17 protein-coding genes and 1 pseudogene are annotated in these 17,801 nt (G+C 66.4%); 4 read left to right on the top strand and 14 right to left on the bottom strand.

Features of this window, described 5'->3' with window-relative positions; genetic code table 11:
* Positions 1–69 precede the first annotated feature (69 nt).
* On the bottom strand, positions 70–900 hold the full coding sequence (locus HWX22_RS17855; RefSeq protein WP_175916137.1) for a helix-turn-helix domain-containing protein: 831 nt from the start codon (positions 898–900) through the stop codon (positions 70–72).
* 120 nt (positions 901–1,020) lie between these two features.
* Between HWX22_RS17855 and HWX22_RS17850 the strand changes: the two genes are divergently transcribed.
* Positions 1,021–1,680: a glutathione S-transferase family protein gene (locus HWX22_RS17850; RefSeq protein WP_175912457.1), complete on the top strand. Its 660-nt coding sequence runs from the start codon at positions 1,021–1,023 to the stop codon at positions 1,678–1,680.
* A gap of 53 nt (positions 1,681–1,733) precedes the next feature.
* On the opposite strand, the gene HWX22_RS17845 is transcribed toward HWX22_RS17850, so the two are convergent.
* The 11 genes from HWX22_RS17845 to HWX22_RS17795 form a co-directional block, all read right to left on the bottom strand.
* Entirely contained in the window at positions 1,734–2,822 is a 1,089-nt protein-coding gene (locus HWX22_RS17845; protein WP_175916136.1) for a porin, read from the bottom strand.
* Between the two features lie 245 nt (positions 2,823–3,067).
* The gene (locus tag HWX22_RS17840) at positions 3,068–3,403 is read right to left on the bottom strand and encodes a Rieske 2Fe-2S domain-containing protein (protein ID WP_175912454.1); all 336 of its coding nucleotides are present in this window, start codon (positions 3,401–3,403) and stop codon (positions 3,068–3,070) included.
* 3 nt (positions 3,404–3,406) lie between these two features.
* Positions 3,407–3,718, bottom strand: coding sequence for a YciI family protein (locus tag HWX22_RS17835; protein WP_059532344.1), 312 nt, complete (start codon positions 3,716–3,718; stop codon positions 3,407–3,409).
* Between the two features lie 5 nt (positions 3,719–3,723).
* Complete coding sequence (locus HWX22_RS17830; protein WP_175916135.1) at positions 3,724–4,599, bottom strand: intradiol ring-cleavage dioxygenase; 876 nt, start codon at positions 4,597–4,599, stop codon at positions 3,724–3,726.
* Between the two features lie 28 nt (positions 4,600–4,627).
* A complete protein-coding gene (locus tag HWX22_RS17825; RefSeq protein ID WP_175916134.1) occupies positions 4,628–5,695 on the bottom strand; it encodes a maleylacetate reductase in 1,068 nt (355 codons plus the stop codon).
* A gap of 7 nt (positions 5,696–5,702) precedes the next feature.
* Positions 5,703–7,169, bottom strand: a complete 1,467-nt coding sequence (locus HWX22_RS17820) for an aldehyde dehydrogenase family protein (RefSeq protein WP_175912448.1) — start codon at positions 7,167–7,169, stop codon at positions 5,703–5,705.
* A gap of 32 nt (positions 7,170–7,201) precedes the next feature.
* A complete protein-coding gene (locus HWX22_RS17815) occupies positions 7,202–8,221 on the bottom strand; it encodes a hydroxyquinol 1,2-dioxygenase (RefSeq protein ID WP_175912447.1) in 1,020 nt (339 codons plus the stop codon).
* 41 nt (positions 8,222–8,262) lie between these two features.
* A complete protein-coding gene (locus HWX22_RS17810; RefSeq protein WP_059819734.1) occupies positions 8,263–8,757 on the bottom strand; it encodes a hypothetical protein in 495 nt (164 codons plus the stop codon).
* Positions 8,758–8,871: 114 nt separating this feature from the next.
* On the bottom strand, positions 8,872–9,801 hold the full coding sequence (locus HWX22_RS17805) for a LysR family transcriptional regulator (protein WP_175916133.1): 930 nt from the start codon (positions 9,799–9,801) through the stop codon (positions 8,872–8,874).
* Positions 9,802–9,940: 139 nt separating this feature from the next.
* Positions 9,941–11,191, bottom strand: a complete 1,251-nt coding sequence (locus HWX22_RS17800) for an MFS transporter (protein ID WP_175912445.1) — start codon at positions 11,189–11,191, stop codon at positions 9,941–9,943.
* A gap of 135 nt (positions 11,192–11,326) precedes the next feature.
* Positions 11,327–11,620 carry a hypothetical protein gene (locus HWX22_RS17795; protein ID WP_175912444.1) on the bottom strand — a complete coding sequence of 98 codons (294 nt, stop codon included), beginning with the start codon at positions 11,618–11,620 and terminating at the stop codon, positions 11,327–11,329.
* Between the two features lie 76 nt (positions 11,621–11,696).
* Here HWX22_RS17795 and HWX22_RS17790 point away from each other — a divergent pair, with 76 nt between their 5' ends.
* Positions 11,697–13,181, top strand: a complete 1,485-nt coding sequence (locus HWX22_RS17790) for an aminotransferase class V-fold PLP-dependent enzyme (protein ID WP_175916132.1) — start codon at positions 11,697–11,699, stop codon at positions 13,179–13,181.
* 178 nt (positions 13,182–13,359) lie between these two features.
* Here HWX22_RS17790 and HWX22_RS17785 read toward each other — a convergent pair whose 3' ends face one another.
* Positions 13,360–14,475: a DJ-1/PfpI family protein gene (locus tag HWX22_RS17785; protein ID WP_175916131.1), complete on the bottom strand. Its 1,116-nt coding sequence runs from the start codon at positions 14,473–14,475 to the stop codon at positions 13,360–13,362.
* An 88-nt stretch (positions 14,476–14,563) separates the two neighbouring features.
* On the opposite strand from HWX22_RS17785, the gene HWX22_RS17780 reads away from it, so the two are divergent.
* Both HWX22_RS17780 and HWX22_RS17775 read left to right on the top strand, forming a co-directional pair.
* Positions 14,564–15,574: a helix-turn-helix domain-containing protein gene (locus HWX22_RS17780; protein ID WP_175916130.1), complete on the top strand. Its 1,011-nt coding sequence runs from the start codon at positions 14,564–14,566 to the stop codon at positions 15,572–15,574.
* Between the two features lie 296 nt (positions 15,575–15,870).
* A complete protein-coding gene (locus tag HWX22_RS17775; RefSeq protein WP_175916129.1) occupies positions 15,871–17,403 on the top strand; it encodes an amino acid permease in 1,533 nt (510 codons plus the stop codon).
* Between the two features lie 122 nt (positions 17,404–17,525).
* Here HWX22_RS17775 and glyA read toward each other — a convergent pair.
* Positions 17,526–17,801 (bottom strand): annotated as a pseudogene (gene glyA / locus HWX22_RS17770) (serine hydroxymethyltransferase); the annotation flags it as partial.

Here is a 17,801-nt window from a genome sequence, read left to right as displayed (position 1 = left end):
CGAGCACTATAGGGCGGAATGACCGGCAACGCATCCACCGCGTGAAATGACCCATGGTGCGGTCGCCGATCAGGAGTCGGCACCCTCATCCCGTCCATCCTCCCGCCGATATTCCGCCGGCGCCTTCCCCACCAGTTTCCGAAAATCGCGCGTGAAATGCGCCTGGTCGAAATACCCCAACGAATGAGCCAGTTCCGCGAGATCGACCGGCTCGCCGCCGGCGAGCTTGTCCGCGGCCTCATGCAGGCGAGAACGGCAGATCACCCACTTCGGCGTCACGCCCACATGGTTGGAAAAGAGCTGCTGCAGCGTGCGCTCGCTCAACCCTGCGCGCTCGGCCAGATCGCGCACCTGCGTGAGCCCGAGGTCCTGCTGCAGCATCTGCAAGATGCCATGAATGCGCTCGACCTGCGGATCGGCCGGCGGCAGCACGCGCAACAGCAACGCCTCCGCGGCGGCCACCATCCCGGCATCATCTTCGGCCCCGAGCACGGCGTCTTCGGCTTCTGCATCGCCGCAATCGAGCAGCGTCGACACCGGCAGCACCTTGTCGGTCGACAAATGCACCGGCTTGCCGAAGAACGCCCGAAACGCCCCCGGCCGAAACCGCAAGCCGATCACCCTGCCGGCGCCGGCCAGCGTCGTCTCGAACGCCCCCGACACCACACCGAAGATCCCCGTCCGCCGCCGGTCGAACACCAGATTCACGCACGGATACGGCAGCGTGCGCTGCACGTACGGCGGCTGGTCGCGCAGATCCCATTCGACGATCCAGTGGTGATCCAGCACCCCGGCCAGTTCGGCACACGGGTAATAGCGATTCAGGCGGAAGCGCTGATTGAAGGCTTTCGGGCCGACGACGCCTTTGGGCGTCTCGGTCACGTTACGCAAGTCGGCCATGATGACGAACCGTTGAGGTGACCGCGTGATGATGCACCGCCACAGCGGATTTTTCCAAGACGAAGCCGCGCGGCCGTCCTACATTGGAATACTTGTCCCGAACGCACACCGGAGCCCGCGATGTCGCAAGACCGTCACCTGACCCTGTACCACTCCCCGCGCAGCCGATCGGCCGGCGCGCGGATGCTGCTCGAGGAACTGAGCGCCGACTACGAACTGCACGCGTTCGACCTCTCCGCGGGCAAACATCACGACGCCGAATATCTGCGCCTCAACCCGATGGGCAAGGTGCCCGCGCTACGTCACGGCGACGCGATCGTGACCGAACAGCCCGCCGTCTACATGTACGCGGCGGAACTGTATCCGGAAGCCGGCCTGTCGCCGGCGCCCGGCGATTCACTGCGCGGCCCGTACCTGCGCTGGATGACGTTCTATGGTTCGTGCTTCGAGCCGGCCATCGTCGACCGCTCGATGAATCGTCCGCCCGCGGCCTATTCGACGTCGCCGTACGGCGACTTCGACACCGTCATCAACGCGATCGATGCGCAACTGGCAAAGGGGCCCTGGCTGCTGGGCGAGCGCTTCACGGCCGCAGATGTGCTGTGGGGCTCCGCGCTGAACTGGACCACGATGTTCAAGCTGGTGCCCGAGACGCCGCGCATTCGCGCCTATATCGATCGCGTGCTGGCGCGCCCGGCCATCCAGCGCGCGCAGGCGGCAGATGCGGCACTCGCGGCGGAGCAGGACAAGGCCAAGGAGGCAGCGTCCGCCGCGAGGTAGTCCGGTGCGGGGGCGGGGGGCGGACCTTGACGCAAGTTCCGCCCGGCGCCCCGTCAAAACATCGTATGCACCCCGACGCGCGCGACGGCCTGACTCGCCGAGCTCGACGCCCCGTTCGGATCGAGCACGCCGTTGATCTGCGCGTTCGCGCCGCTGTTCGCGCGTTGATAATCCGCTGACACGTAAACCATCGTCCGTTTCGACAACAGGTACTGAAGCGCGACGCTGACCTGATGCGCATGGTTGTCGTTCACGGCTTCGTTGCCCTTCATGTACATGTACTTCGCGCCGAGAAAGACGTCCGGCCTGATGCGCCACACGCCACCTGCTTCGGCCATCCACACGCCTGCGTCGTTGAACGAATTGCGTACGGTCGTCAGCAGCGCCTTTGCACTGACCGCGCCGAAGTCGTAGTGCATCCCGACGCCCCAGTTGCGCACACTGGTCGACGGCGTACCCGGCGCCGGACCATACTTCTCGTTCGTATAGGCCGCACCGATACCGAACGCTCCGACTTCGTAGTTCAGCCCGACGCTCACGGTATTGTCCGCGCCGACGGAACCGGCCACGCCGCCGAACGCATACATCACGCCCCCGGAAAACCCGGCGATCGTCGGCGAGCTGTACTTGACCGAATTCGCGACCGGCTTGCTGCCTGCCGTGCGGTCCCAGTCGAATGCGCCGGTCGGATTGCCCGGCAGCGCGAGACGCTGAAACGGGCCATTCCTGAACCCGTACAACCCCGTGAGATCCATCGAGATCGCGTTCCCCTTCGCAAACAGGGAATCCACCATGAAGTCGTACTGATTCCCCAGCCTGATGCCGCCGAACCGGTCGCTCTCGATGCCCACGTATGCATTGCGCCCGAAGATTCCGGTCCCGATGATGCTGCCGTTCGCCATCGAGAACTGGTTCACGAGCGCGAACGTCGCGTGATATCCGCCACCGAGATCTTCCGTTCCGCGCAAGCCGAACAGGTTCGGCGTGAAGATGCCGTCGTCGAACTTGACGCTCTTTCCACCACCTTCGTTGCTGACATACGAGATGCCGCTGTCGATCAATCCGAACAGCGTCACGCTGCTCTGCGCGTACGCACCCTGCGCGATGACAAGCATCGCGACTGCTCCAAACCTTAGTTTCATTGTGTCTCCGTCTTTTTTCTGTCAATGCGAACCGGTCGCCCGCTGTCTCGCGGGTCTCGCCCGATGCTTCGTGAAACAACGGCTCCCCCGGCCCGGCTTCGCATTCATCCGGGTCGGAAAAACTCGTATTTGATTAGCTTTACTGATTTAACAGAACGAATGAAATCCCGCTCATTCCCGATTTCATCCCGCGCAATGCGATTACCGCGCGTCCAGACTGCCGTTGGGCAATCCGACCTTCCGAATCAAGCACCCCGACAAATCACCCAGGCCGCCGAATCGACCTCGACAGTCACGGCTTCCAGCCCGGCGCCCGAACACGGTCCGTCGATGCACACGCCATCGTCGAACCTGAACAGCGCGCTGTGATGCGCACACATCAGCACCTGGGACCGGTAGCACGAAACGTTGCCCGGCACGAAATCGAGCGGAACCGAGAAATGCGGGCAACGATTCACATACGCCCACACCTGCTCCCCACGCCGCACGACGATGACGGGACGCCCGATACGCGCTTCGTCGACGACCCGTGCCCCACCGTCCGGCACATCAGAGAAGCGGCAGAGTTGCGCGGCACCCATGACTCACGCTCTCCGCTCGGGATTGCCGAGGCTCCAGTCCCACGGTCGAACCTCCACCCGCGAGAACAGCCCCTCCTTCACGTACGGATCGTTGCCGACGAACTGCATCACCGCATCGATGTCGTCCGCCTCGACGACGAGCAGCGTGCCGTTCATCGCATCGCCCTGCGGATCGAGCGTCGGTCCGCCGAGCCGCACATACACACCGTGCTGCGCGGCGGAGCGCAGGTACGTCCGATGCGTGGACCGCACGCGGTCGCGCACGTCGCGCATCCCGGGCTGGTCCGTCGCAAACACTGCAAAGAATCGCGCCATGTCGGTCAACTCCGGTCGAGCACGAAGTCGTATGTCGCTTCGCGATATGCGCCCGTCAAGCCGACGCGGCGCGCGAGGTCATCGCCCGCCGCACGCGGACGATAGGACACCATCAGCGACGGCTTCACGCCGAAGACGGCATCCGACTTCAGATACGCATCCTCCTCGTCGAACAGATGCGTGACGAGCTTGCGATAGCCCGGCGCGTCGATCATGAAGTGCAGATGCGCGGGCCGCCACGGATGACGGCCGGTGGCGTCGAGCATCTTCCCGACCGGGCCGTCGGTCGGAATCGGGTAGCTGACCGGCAGGATCGTCGTGATCGCATAACGGCCTTCGGCGTCGGTCCGGTAGCGGCCGCGCAGATTGCCGTGCGGCTGCGCCTTGTCCTGCCCGGAATACATGCCGTTCTCCGCGGTCTGCCATACGTCGAGCACGGCGTCGCGCACCGGCGCGCCATCTGTGGCGAGCACGCGGCCGTGCACGACGACAGGCGCGCCGGGCGTGAACGCCATGTTCTCGCCATACGCGCGCTCGGGCATGCCTTCGATGTAGAACGGGCCGAATACGGTCGTTTCCGTCGCGCCGGTGGCGAAGCGATGATTGATCGCATCGACCAGCATCGACACGCCCAGCGTGTCCGACAGCAGGATGAATTCCTGACGCACGACGTCGTCGCACATCTGCCCGGTTTCGGTCAGGAAGCGGATTGCGGCCATCCACTCGGCCTCGGTCAGCTCCGTCTCGCGGACGAACGCATGCAGATGCCGCACGAGGCTCTGCATCAGCACGCGCAAGCGCGGGTTCGGCGTATCGTCGAAGCTGGCGACGACCTGCTCGGTCAGCCGCGTATCGCCGTCGTCATGAAGATCGTTCGTCACGTTCGTCTCCTGTGATGCAGCCGGCCGCTCAATGCGGCTCGCGCCCTTCCCACGCATGCTGAAGCAATTCGCGAATCGGCGCACGTTCGATCGGCCGCGGATTCGCATACGGATTCCGGCAGGCGAGGTCGGCGGCTTCGTCGAGGCCCGCTTCCGGCATCCCGATGTCGGCAAGCGCCGGCGACAGGCCCAGTTGCCGATTCAGCCGGAACAACAGCGTGCCGGCGTCGGCCGCATCGATGCCGCCCAGCGCACGCGCGACACGGCGCAGCGCGTCGGGCGCCGCGGCATGGTTGTAGTGCGCGGTATGCGGCAATATCGCGGCGTGCGTCTGCGCATGCGGCAGGTTGAAGGTGCCGCCGAGCGTATGACACAGCTTGTGGTGCAACGCCATGCCGACCGCGCCGAGGCACGTACCGGCGAGCCATGCGCCATACAACGCGCGGCTGCGCATCTCGCGGTCGTCGGGTATGCGAACGATCTCCGGCAGCGCCTCGCCGAGCGCACGAATCGACTCCTCGGCCATCAGGCTGATCACCGGGTTCGTATCTTCCGCGTAGAGCGCTTCGACCGCGTGCGCCATCGCATTGACGCCCGACGCCGCCGAAATCCCCGGCGGCAGCGACAGCGTCAGGGACGGGTCGTAGAGCACGGTTCGCGGCAGCACGCGCGCGTCGCGCCCGGTGCGCTTCAGCCGGCCTTCCGTGAGCCCGAAGATCGGCGTCATTTCCGAGCCCGCGTAAGTCGTCGGCACGGCGAGGATCGGCAGCGACGACTCGAGCGCGATCGCCTTGCCGAGCCCGATCGTCGAGCCGCCGCCGATCGCGATGCAGCAGTCCGCGCCCAGCTCGGCCGCCATTTCGCGCGCGGCACGCGCGACTTCGATCGGCACATGCATCACGGCCTGCGCGCATACGCCGGCCGCGCGCGCGCCGAGCACGCGCCTGACCCGTTCGGCGAGCGGCTGCTGCTCGGGCGTCGACAGAATCAGCGCCCGCTGCGCGCCGAGCGCGGACAGCTCGTCCGGCAGCCGTTCGAGCGCGCCCCATTCGAACACGACGCGCGACGGCGTTCCCTGATAGACGAAGCGCTCCATTTCAGCCTCAACGCTTGAAGTGCGGCGGCACCTTGCCGTCGACGTTGACCCACACCGAGCGCGCTTCCGTGTAGTCGTGCATCGCCTCGAAGCCCATCTCGCGGCCGTAGCCCGACTTGCCGATGCCGCCGAACGGGCTGCCCGGGTTCACGCGCTTGTAGCAGTTGATCCAGCACATGCCCGCGTCGATCCGCGACGCCATCTTGTGCGCGCGGGACAGATCGTTGGTCCACAGGCCGCTGCCGAGCCCGTATTCGGTCGCGTTGGCGATCGACAGCGCTTCCTCGTCGCTGCCGAAGCGCAGCACGGTGACGAACGGGCCGAACACTTCCTCCTGCGCGACGCGATCGGCGGCGCTCTTCGCTTCGATGACGGTCGGGCGCACGTAGTAGCCGTCGGCGAGCGCGGCATCCTGCGGCGCGCTGCCGCCCGCGAGCACGCGGCCGCCCTGCTCGCGCGCGACATCGACGAACGACAGCACGCGATCGAGGTGCAGCTTCGACGTCAGCGGGCCCATCTCGGTGTCCGGGTCCAGCGGGTTGCCGACGCGGATCGACGAAGCCAGCGACACGAAGCGCTCGAGGAATGCGTCGGCGATGCGTTCATGCAGCACGAGACGCGAACCCGCGATGCACGCCTGCCCCTGGTTGTGAAAGATTGCCCACGCGGCGCCGTTGATGGCGGCATCGAGGTTCGCATCGTCGAACACGATGTTCGCGCCCTTGCCGCCCAGTTCCAGCTGCACGCGCTTCAGGTTGCCCTGCGAGGCCGCGACGATCCGGCGGCCCGTCGCCGTCGAACCGGTGAACGCGATCTTCCCGACACCTGGGTGTTCGGCAAGCCGCTGGCCTGCCGTATGACCGTAGCCGGGGACGATATTGACGACGCCCGCGGGGAACCCGACCTCGGCCATCAGCTCGACGATGCGCAGCGTCGACAGCGGCGTGATCTCCGACGGCTTGAGCACGACCGTGTTGCCGGCCGCCAGCGCCGGGCCCATCTTCCAGCTCGTGAACATCAGCGGGAAATTCCACGGCACGATCTGGCCGACGACGCCGATCGGCGCGCGCTGCACATAGTTCAGGAAGCCGGTTTCGACGGGAATCACCGAGCCCTGCAGCTTGTCGGCCATGCCGCCGAAGTAACGGAAGCATGCCGCCGTGCGCGGCACGTCGAGCGCGCGCGAATCGCGAATCGGATGACCGGTGTCCAGCGATTCCAGTTGCGCGAGCTCCTCGGCGTTGGCTTCGATCGCGTCGGCAAGGCGCAGCAGCAACCGGCCGCGTTCGGCCGCCGCCATTGCCGACCACTTCGGGAACGCGCGGGTGGCGGCTTCGACCGCCAGGTCCACGTCCGCCGATGTGGCCGCGGCGATCTTCGTGATCAGCGAGCCGTCGTGCGGATTGAGCACGTCGATGGTGCCGCGCTCGACGGCATCGACGAAGCGCCCGTCGATGAAGAGTTGGGTTTGCATGAATCGTCCTCGATTTATTGCTGAAGTGCTGCTTAGAACGCGATCGGATACGGCGCCAGCTCGCCGCTCTCGTATCGCTGCGGCAGGTCCGGCGTCGCGTTTTCCCAGACCAGCAGCATCGAGCGCTTCGTCGAGTAGCCCTGGTGCCGGATGTCGGCGGGCATCGCGCAGATGTCGCCGGCCCGCATCGTGATGCGCGCGCGCGGCGCGCCGGTGTTCTTGTCGCCGATGTCCCACACGATTTCGTCGGACAGTTGCAGGAACCATTCGACGCGGTCGTTGCCGTGGAACACCGGCAGGATGAATTCCTCGGTGGTCGGGCAGAACAGGCTGCGCCCACACACGGACGTGACCGACGGATTCCACGTCACGTCCGAACGCGACAGGTACTTGAACAGGTTGAACGCGTGCAGTTCGCCTTCGAAGCCCGGCTTCACGTGCACTTCCGGCTCGTCCTGGCCGACGTCGAGGAACGCGCGGTTGACCGGCAGCGCGTCGCGCAGCGGCGAGTCGCCTTCGAGGCCCGGCATGCGGCGCGTCGCGATGCGCGTGCGTTCGATCGCCGCGCCGTTCTCGCCGTGCTTGCGCCCGAACGCCGTGCCGGTTTCCTCGGGTGCGGCGAACGGATCGAAGCCTTCGTTGGTCCAGTCGTGCAGCATGGCCTTGAAGGTCGCCATGATCGTCGGCGTTTCGAACGTCTCGGTGTAGTCGACGCCGGCTTCCTTCAGGATTCCGTTGAACGTGCCCGCGTAGACGTCGACCTTGCCGTAGTGATTGCGCGTGCCGAACACGTGATCGAAGTTCACCCAGCCGTAGAAGAAGCCCCACGCAACGTCGCGCATCATCGCGCGCAGGAACGCGTCCGCGGGCATCGCATGCGTGCGCGTCCGGCCTTTCGCCGGCCAGCTGATTTTCACGAAGTATTCGTCGCGCTGGAACGCGAACTCGCCGAGCTGGAAGCGGCGGTAGCCGGTGACGGCATCGGCTTCCGTGGCCTGCACCAGATCGGCGGCGAAGCCGGCGGAAAGATCGAGGGTCTCGAGGGTGGCCATAAGGTGTCTCCTGGAATATTTGAACGGGGCAGTCGAATGGATCAGTGCAGGCAGATGTCGGCCCACTTCTCGACGGACAGCTCGCCGAGCACGGTCTGCACGAGCGCGACGCCCGGCTTGCCGGCAGCGAAGCGATACGCGCAGCCGGCCGGCAGCAGCGCCTGATGCCCCTTGCGCAGGACGACGTAGCCCATCTCGCGGCCCGCCGGCTGCGTGCCGGCGCTCACGGTGCCGCGGCCGATGGTCGGCGGGTTGTCGAGCTTGATGAATTCGATGCGGACTTCGCCATCCATCTGGATCGCGAACTCGTCGTGCGCGCACGCGAACCATGGCGACTGGCCTTCGGTCCGCAGCACTTCGATCACGTATTCGAGGTTCTTGCCGGCGACGACCTTTTCGTAAGGCGCCGACTTCGATGCGATCTCGAAGACGTTCGAGAAGGCGTAGTGTTTTGCGCTGCCGCTGGTGATTTCGATCTCGCCCTTGGCGTGGCTGTCGAGCGAGCCAAAGACGGTGTGGAATGCCGTGTCGGTCATTGCTGTCTCCTGAGTTGAACCGCTTGTTGGATTCAACTCTAGGGGCAAGGGCGCCCCTCAACAAGGCAACGGACCGCGACTACGGCATTTGCGATTCACGAATAATCGCTTCGTTCAGCGAACCCAGCCGCGCTCGAGCAGCGGACGGTCCCACGGCGTCTCGTCGCCGATGTATTCGACGAGGAATTCGACCAGCGCCTTCACCTTCAACGCTTGTCGCTGCGTTGCGGGATAAACGGCGGCGAAGCTCAGCGGCGCGATCTGGAAATCGGTGAGGATGGGCACCAGCCGGCCCGCGACGAGCGCGTCGCTCGCAACCAGCGTGGGCAGGCACACGACACCGCCGCCCGTCAGCGCATACTCGCGCAGCAGGTGCACGGAGTTCGAGCGGATCATGCCGGGCAACTCCATTTCGACGACTTCGTCGCCGCGCGTCAGGGTCCAGCGGTTGCGCGACGGATAGCCGGAATACAGCGCCGTGGTGTGCTGCAGCAATTCGCGGGGATGTTGTGGCGCACCATGTGCTTCGAGGTAGGCCGGCGCCGCGCAGAAGAGGCGTCGGACCACGAACAGTCGCCGCTCGATCAGCGACTCGGATATCGGCGGGAAGATCTGGAACGCGATGTCGAACCCTTCTTCGACGGGGTCCACGACACGGTCATTGACGATGATGTCGAGCTGAATGCCCGGGTAGCGGCGATTGAACTCGGCGAGCGGCACGCCGAAGTGATCGAGCGCGAAACCGGGCAGCATCTGGATACGCAGCCGTCCGGTCGGCGTCGCGCGCAGTTCGCGCATCTGGTCGGTCAGCTCGTTGACGCGCCCGACCACCTCGGCGCATTCGCGGTAGAAGGTCTCGCCCACTTCGGACAGGCGCACGTGGCGCGTGCTGCGATGGAACAGCGGTGCGTTGACGAACTTCTCCAGCTGCTGGATGCGGTTCGTCACGACCGAACTGGTGACCCCAAGCTGTCGCGCCGCTTCCGCGAAACTGCTCGCCTCCGCGACCCTGACGAACGCCTCGATGCTCAGAAACCGGTCCATGCTGCGCCCTTTCCGAAAGCGAAACCGGCAGTCTAACCGCACCGGCCGGCCGGTTGGGTCAAGCCGAACGCGTCACACTGTCACCAGGCGGGTGTCAATCTCGCCGGCGCCCCGGGCGCGGGTAACACCGCGCGGTACGTTACGGCTGCTTGCCCGCCGACAGCTCCGGCTGCAAGCCCACGCGACGCTGCAGCACGGCCGGCGCGGTTTCCCGCAGCAGCAGGCTGACCACGATGCCGAGCAGCACTGCGCCCATCGGCAGCCACAGAATGTTCTGGATCCCGAAGTGTGCGGCGACGTAGCCGCCCATCGCCGGTGCGATGCCGCCGCCGAAGATCTCGCCGCAACCGACCACCACGCCGATCGACGTCGACACGAGGCCGACGGGCGCGGCTTCGGTCGCCACCGGGCCCGAGAGCAGCGACACCAGCCCGAGCGTGAAGAACGACGCGACGAACAGCACCACGAACAGCACGAGCGGCTGCGGGCCCAGCCCGCGAAAAACGTAGAGCATCACCGCCGTGCCGGCAAAACCGACGATGCTCGCGAGGCGCCGGCCCACCAGGTCGGAGAGGCCCGGCAGCCCGAACTGTCCGAGAAAGCCGCCGAAACCGATCGCCGACACCACGAGGCCCATCTTCTGCGTGCCGAGCGCAAGGTAATCCGTCAGGTACAGCGGCAACAGCGCGCCGAGCACGAACACGCCGGTCATCGCGCAGCACAGCGCGGCCATCGCGACGAGGATGTTGCGGCTCTTCAGCACGTGGCCGAGCGACGCCGGCGCATGTTCCGTCACCACCTCCTTCGCGCGCTTCGGTTCGCGGATCACGAAGAACATGATCGCGCCGAGGATCAGCCCGGGAATCGCCACGAGCGCGAACACCCAGCGCCACGATACGACGTTGAGCAGTTGCGTCGCGATGATCGGCGACAGCGCGAGCCCGAACAGCGCGAAGCCGCTTTGCTGCAGCCCGAGGTTCAGGCCGCGCCGCCGCGGATGCGACGCGTCGGCGGTGGCCGCGAAGCTGGTCGGGCAGAACGAGCCTTCGGCGACGCCCATCAGCCCGCGGATCGCGATCAGGCCGAGCAGCCCGCCCGCGAGCCCCGAGAAGCCGGACAGCAGCGAGAACGCGATGATCGCCGGGATCAGGACCTTGCGGCGGCCGATCTTGTCGGAAATGCCGCCCATCAGCGCCGCGAAGATGCCCCACGACAGGCCGAGCACGCCGATGCAGTTGCCGACGTCCTGCGCGGTCAGGTGCAGATCCTTCATGATCGAAGGGAACAGCGGCGCGATGAGCCAGCGGTCGAGGCCGACCAGCCCGAAACCGAGCGCCAGCAGCGTCACCGCCTTCCACTCATAGGAGGTATCCCACTCGTTTGCTTTCATGTCCGTCTCCGTGGACCGGTCCGCCTGCACGCGCCGGGGGCGTCCGTGCATGAGCCGGGTCCGTTGTCTTGTGTGTGCGATGCGACGTGAGTCACGAGGAAGTGGCGGCCGCCTGTCCGGTTGCAGGCGTCGAATTCAATCAGCCGACGCCCGAACGATAGGTGCGCGCACGCAGATCGGGTATGGAACAACCGGCGAACGCGCCATTCGCGAAACGCAAATAATCGGCGGATCGCTGCGGGAGGCGTCAGCGGACAGCGCGGAACGCGCGGCGCGCACCGGCGAAATGGCCCGGACGCGTGCGTCACCGGGGGAATCCCTCATGGACATCGGCGGATCGTTGCCGGGTGTCGCCAGGCGGCGGCAGGATCCGATTCCATCCAGATCGGCCTCGATGGAATATTTTTCTTCAAATTGGTGAACATCCAACCGTTTTTGGATCCTTTTTCCCCGCTCCTCCTCGTATCATTTCTCCCGTTACGAAAAGAACGAGCCAGAGAAGGACATGAGCGACACCACCCCGCTGCACTACCTCGACTACGCGGCCACCACCCCCGCGGATCCCCGCGTGATCGAAGCGATGACGGCCTGCCTCGGTGCCGACGGCATCTTCGGCAATCCCGCGTCGAGCTCGCACGCCGCCGGCCGGCTGGCGAAGGAAAAAGTCGAGCATGCGCGCGCGCAGGTCGCCGCGCTGATCGGCGCGGACGCCGACGAGATCGTCTGGACGTCGGGCGCCACCGAATCGAACAACCTCGCGCTGAAAGGCTATGCGGAGACCGCGACCGACAAGCGCCACCTGATCACGAGCCGCCTCGAACACAAGGCCATCCTCGACACGATGGCGAACCTGTCGAAGCGCGGCATGACCGCGACCTGCCTGTCGCCCACCGCCGACGGCGAAATCACCGTCGACGCCGTGGCCGCGGCGATCGGCCCCGACACGGGCCTGGTGTCGCTGATGCTCGTCAACAACGAACTCGGCACGTTGACCGACATCGGCGCGATCTCGCGCATCGTGCATGCGGCCGGCGCGCTGCTGCACGTCGACGCCGCGCAAGCGCTCGGCAAGACGCCGATCGACGTGCGCGCGCTCGGCATCGATCTGCTGTCGATGTCCGCGCACAAGGTGTATGGGCCCAAGGGCATCGGCGCGCTGTTCGTCCGCCGCGAAATCGCCGACCACATCGCGCCGCAGATCCACGGCGGCGGACACGAGCGCGGCCTGCGCTCGGGCACGCTCGCGACGCACCAGATCGTCGGAATGGGCACCGCCTGCGAGCTGGCCGCCGAAAAACTCGAGCGCGAAGCCGTGCGCATCGCGGCGCTCAGCGCACGCCTGAAGGACGCGCTGCTCGCGCTCGGCGGCATCACGCACAACGCGGCGGCGGCACGCCGCATCCCGCACACGTTGAGCCTCACGGTGAACGTGCCGGGCTTCTTCCCGTTCATGCTCGGCGATGCGCTCGCCGTGTCGTCGACCTCCGCGTGCAACTCGATGAGCGGCGCGCCGTCCCACGTGTTGACCGCGATCGGCCTCGACGCCGAAGCCGCGGGCCGCACGGTGCGCGTCAGCTTCGGCCGCTTCACGACGGAGCAGGACGTCGATTTCGCGATCGCGTGTTTCGCGCGCGCGCTCGAGCAATGCCGTGCCGCGACGGCGACCGGCTTCACCGCGTCGCGACAGATCTCGCCGGCGGACCTGAAAGCGATTCACAACGCGGGCTTTCGCGCGGTGATCTGCAATCGGCCGGACGGCGAAAGCGCCGATCAGCCGGCCTTCGAGGAAATCGCCGCCGCCGCGCGCGAACTCGGCCTCGACGCGCGCTATCTGCCGGTCGAACGCGACCGGATCGGCGACGCGGAAGTCGATGCGTTCGGCGCGCTGGTCGATGCGCTGCCGAAGCCCGTGCTCGCGTATTGCGGAAGCGGGAGCCGCGCCGGAATGCTGTGGAATCGGTTGACGGAGCGGCGAACGGCAACGGTCTGAGCGCAATTCGTTCGTCACGACGCATCGCCCGCGTTCGCGCTCAACGCCGAATGCAAGTCGGTGGAAGGCGCGCGCGATGGGCTGCGCGCATTTCCGCTGGCACACGCCGGGCTCGTCGAGCGGAACGTCATTCCGCTCGGGCGTTGTTTGCTTCGGGGGTTCATCAGCGCCGCAGCCGCTACCGCGCATACTCGAGTTGCAGGGCCACCCAGTCCGACGTCGCGTCGCCGTAGCGCGCCGCGACGTCTCCGAGCACACCGGGCAGCACACCGTCACCCCGCCGTCCCGCGGGAATCGTGACGCGCGGGTGGCCGGTATCGGCCGGCTGCGTCAGGAGGCGCAGCCCGTGCTTCGATTCGATCACGCGCGCGTCCGCCGTTGCGACGACGTCGCTGCGCCACGTCCGCGCCCATGCATCGGCGCTGAGCGCAACCGAGAGTTCATCGAATCCGCTCGCGACCGGCAGATCGAACGTCCGATGCCGCCAGAACGCGACGCGATTCGTCAGCGCGGTCGCCACGGCACGCGCGGTCAAACCGAACCGGCTGCCGTCGTGAACGTCGCTCCATCCCTCCGCGCCGATGTTGCGTGCCGCTTCGCGCGCCACCACCGGCCCCGCCAGTGCATTCACCAACGCAAGCGACGCGGGAATCGACGCCGACACACCGGCCGTCGTCATCACGTTGCCATCCATCACGTAGCGTCGATCGTCGAGCCACGCGGTATCGGCAAAACGGCGACGCAGCCCGGCACGCGAGTACCAGTGCGCGGTCGCCATACGGTCCCGCAACAGCCCGGCGTTCGCGAGCACCGCCGCGCCATCGCAGATCGCCACCATCGTGGCGCCGGCAGCGGCTTGCTTGCGCAGCCATGCCAGTACGGCCGGCCGGTCGGCTCGATGCAGCGCAGGCACGATCACGATGTCGGCCCCCGAAGGCACGGCCGCGTCGAATCGGTCGAACGTCGTATCCGCCAGCATCCGCAGTGCGGGCATCAGTTCGACCGCGCTGGCGTCGACCGACACAGCCACGACATCGGCAGCGCCCGACGTCTTCAGAATCGCGTACGGGACCATGAAATCGGTCGTCTCCGTTCCTGCATTGTCCGCGACGATCGCAACGAGCGGCCGCGTGCGACCCGCTTTCGGTACGTTCACGGTCAGCGTTTGCTTGACCGTTCGGGCGCCGTGCGCGACCGACGGCCCGGGCTGCCCCGACATGCACGCGCCCAGCACCGCGCACACGATCAGCACCATTGCCACGCGTGCCGCCCCGTTTCTGTTCCGTTCCCGCATCGCCCACCCGAGTCAATCGATTGCATGTCCGGAAAATTACAAGGATCATGCTCGCGGTCACAAGGACAACTCCACCGCACTTTCCGCCATGTCCCAGTCAACCGGTTCAGCGCGCGACATCGTCGTCGTCGGCTTCGAAGGCGTCCAGTCACTCGACATCACGGGCCCGATGGAAGTGTTCGCTGTCGCGAACCGTCACCTTCCCGGCCATGTCCCGCGCTATCGGCTCACGCTCGCGTCACAGCATGGTCACGACATCGTCACGCATGCGGGCCTGCGTCTTGCTGGCCCGACCGCGCTTGCGGCCTTGCCCGAACGCATCGACACGATCGTCGTCGCGGGCGGCAGCGAAGCGGCGCTGCGACACGCGGCGTCGAACGCCGGTGTGCTGCCGTGGCTGCGCCCCCGGATCGCGAACACGCGGCGCATCGCGAGCATCTGCACGGGCGCGTTCGTGCTCGCCGCGGGCGGATGGCTGGACGGCAGGCGCGCAACCACGCACTGGAATCAGTGTGCGACGCTGCAGGCGCTATGCCCTGACGTGCGGGTCGAGCCGGATGCGATCTACGTGAGCGATCCGCCGTTTCATACGTCGGCCGGCGTGACGGCAGGCATCGACCTGTGTCTCGCGCTCGTCGAAGCCGACTGCGGCGCGCCGACCGCGCTCGCGGTCGCACGCGAGCTCGTGCTCTTCATGCACCGCCCCGGCGGACAGGCGCAATTCAGCGTCGGCCTCGACATCCAGGCAAACGCGACACCGCCGATGCGCGCGCTGCTCACGTCAATCGCCGACGACCCGACCGGCGACCTCGGCGTCGCCGCGCTGGCCGCGCGCCTGCACATGAGCGAGCGGACGTTTGCGCGCAATTTCCTCAAGGAGACGGGGCTTCCGCCCGCGCAATTCGTGCTGGCCGCGCGGGTCGAGCGCGCGAAGGTGCTGCTGGAGCGGGCAGACTGGCCGCTCGAACGGGTCGCGCAACGTTCGGGGTTCGGCAGCGTGGATGCACTGCAACGTGCGTTCGCGAAGCGGGTCGGGATAACGCCGCACGACTACCGCGCGCGCTTCGGACCGAAACACGGCCGGCAGCAAATCGAGTAGGCCGTCGCGGGTATTCCCCGGCCGACTCACGCCCCGATCCGTACGGATTTCTTACAAAGTTTCACCCCGCCATGCGATGCCCCCGAACGGTGCACGCATCCGGAGTTTCACCGCATTGCCGAAATCCGATATCGCCGCGAGATTTGGCTTCATACCGTTCCCGTATCGGACCGGCGCGCGCCCGTCGTCACCGCATGACATCGCGCGCCACCGACGAATTCCAGGAGCGGGCCGCCGTGCCGGGCCCGGGCAGCGATGACGGTCCTGCCTCGCAGGACATTCGTGACGGAGCGAACATGGATGCGAAAATCCAGCCTGATACAGGCACCGACAGTGACGTAAGCCTTCTCCACAAGATGGGATACGCGCAGGAGCTGTCGAGACGCATGAACGGCTTCTCGAACTTCGCCGTGTCGTTTTCGGTGATCTGCATTCTGTCGGGCGGCATCACGGCGTTTCAGCTGGCGTTTTCCGCGGCCGGCGGCGCATCGATCGGCCTCGGCTGGCCGCTCGGCTCGCTGTTCGCGCTGATCGTCGCGGTGTCGATGTCGCAGATCGCGTCCGCGTTTCCGACCGCCGGCGGCCTCTATCACTGGGGCGCGATCCTCGGCGGGAAGAAATGGGGGTGGATGACGGCATGGCTCAACCTGATCGGCCTGATCTTCGTGATCGCGGCGATCAACTTCGGCACCTACGATCCGTTCTTCAAGACGCTGATCGCACCGATGTTCGGCGTCAGTCCGGACAGCCTGACATGGTGGCATCAGACCGCGTTCATCGCGATCATCACCCTTTCGCAGGCAGTCCTGAACGCACGTGGCATCAGGATCGCGAGCAAGATCACCGACCTGTCCGGCTATCTGATCTTCGTCGTGACGATCGCGCTGGTCGTGTCGCTGCTGGCCTACTCGCCGGTCGCGTTCGACCTGCATCGGCTCGTCACCTTCACCAATTACACGGGCGTCGACGGCGGCGCCTGGCCGAAACAGGCCACGCCGCTCGCGTTCCTGTCCGGCCTGCTGCTGGTGACCTACACGATCACGGGCTTCGACGCATCCGCGCACACGTCCGAAGAAACGCACGACGCGGCGAAAAACGTGCCGCGCGGCATCATCGGCTCGGTGTTCTGGTCCGCGGCGTTCGGCTACGTGATGGTGTGCGCGTTCGTGCTCGTCATGCCGGACCTGACCGCCGCGATGAAACAGGGCACCGGCTTCTTCGAAGCCATCCTCGCGCCGATTCCGAAGACGCTGCGCGTGTGCCTCGAGCTCGCGATGTTCTTCATCAACTACGTGTGCGGGCTCGCGGCGATCATGTCGACCTCGCGCATGATGTACGCGTTCGCGCGCGACGGCGGGCTGCCCGCGTCGAAACTGCTGCGCAGCGTGAATCACAACCACCGGACGCCCGGGCCCGCGATCTGGACGTGCGCGGTGCTTGCCATCGCCGTCACGCTGTACGGCGACGCGTTCTCGGTGTTGAGCGCGGGCAGCGCCGTGTTCCTGTTCATCTCGTATGCGATGCCCCTCGGCTCGGGGATGCTCGCCGAAGGCCGCACATGGACCGAAAAGGGCCCGTTCCAGCTGGGCATCTGGTCGAAGCCGTGCGCGCTGCTCGCGCTGGTGGGCGCCTGCGTGCTCGCATACGTCGGCATCCAGCCGCCGAACGAGAAAGTGCTCTACGTGCTCGTCGCGTTCGTGGCGGCGCTGATGGTCATCTGGTACGGATTCGGTGTGCGCAAGACCTTCGCCGGGCCGCCGATGCTCAAGGACACGCGCAATGACGAGCGCATTCGCGAACTCGAGGCGAACGTCGATCCGACGGTGTGACGCGACACCGATTCGCACACAGCGCAAAAATCCGGCTCGCGATTTGCGAGCCGGATTTTTTTACGCTGCTTCGGTGCGGACGAGATTCAATCGCGCTGGCGGTTGAACCCGATTGCCGCGTGTTAGCCGTAGACCGGGAAACGCTTGGTCAGCTCCGCGACCAGACCACGGACGCGCTCGATCGTCGCCGCATCTTCCGGCGCCTCCAGCACATCGGCGATCAGGTTGCCGACCGTCTCCGCTTCCGCCGCGCCGAAGCCGCGCGTCGTCATCGCCGGCGAACCCAGACGGATCCCGCTCGTCACGAACGGCTTTTCCGGATCGTTCGGGATCGCGTTCTTGTTCACCGTGATGTGTGCCGCGCCCAGCGCCGCTTCCGCCGCCTTGCCCGTGATGTT

Origin of the sequence: Burkholderia sp. BCC1638, from assembly GCF_902833195.1 — a bacterium.
Lineage (GTDB): Bacteria > Pseudomonadota > Gammaproteobacteria > Burkholderiales > Burkholderiaceae > Burkholderia > Burkholderia diffusa.
Note: the sequence above shows the minus strand (reverse complement) of the source record. Positions and strands in the feature narration are given on the sequence as shown.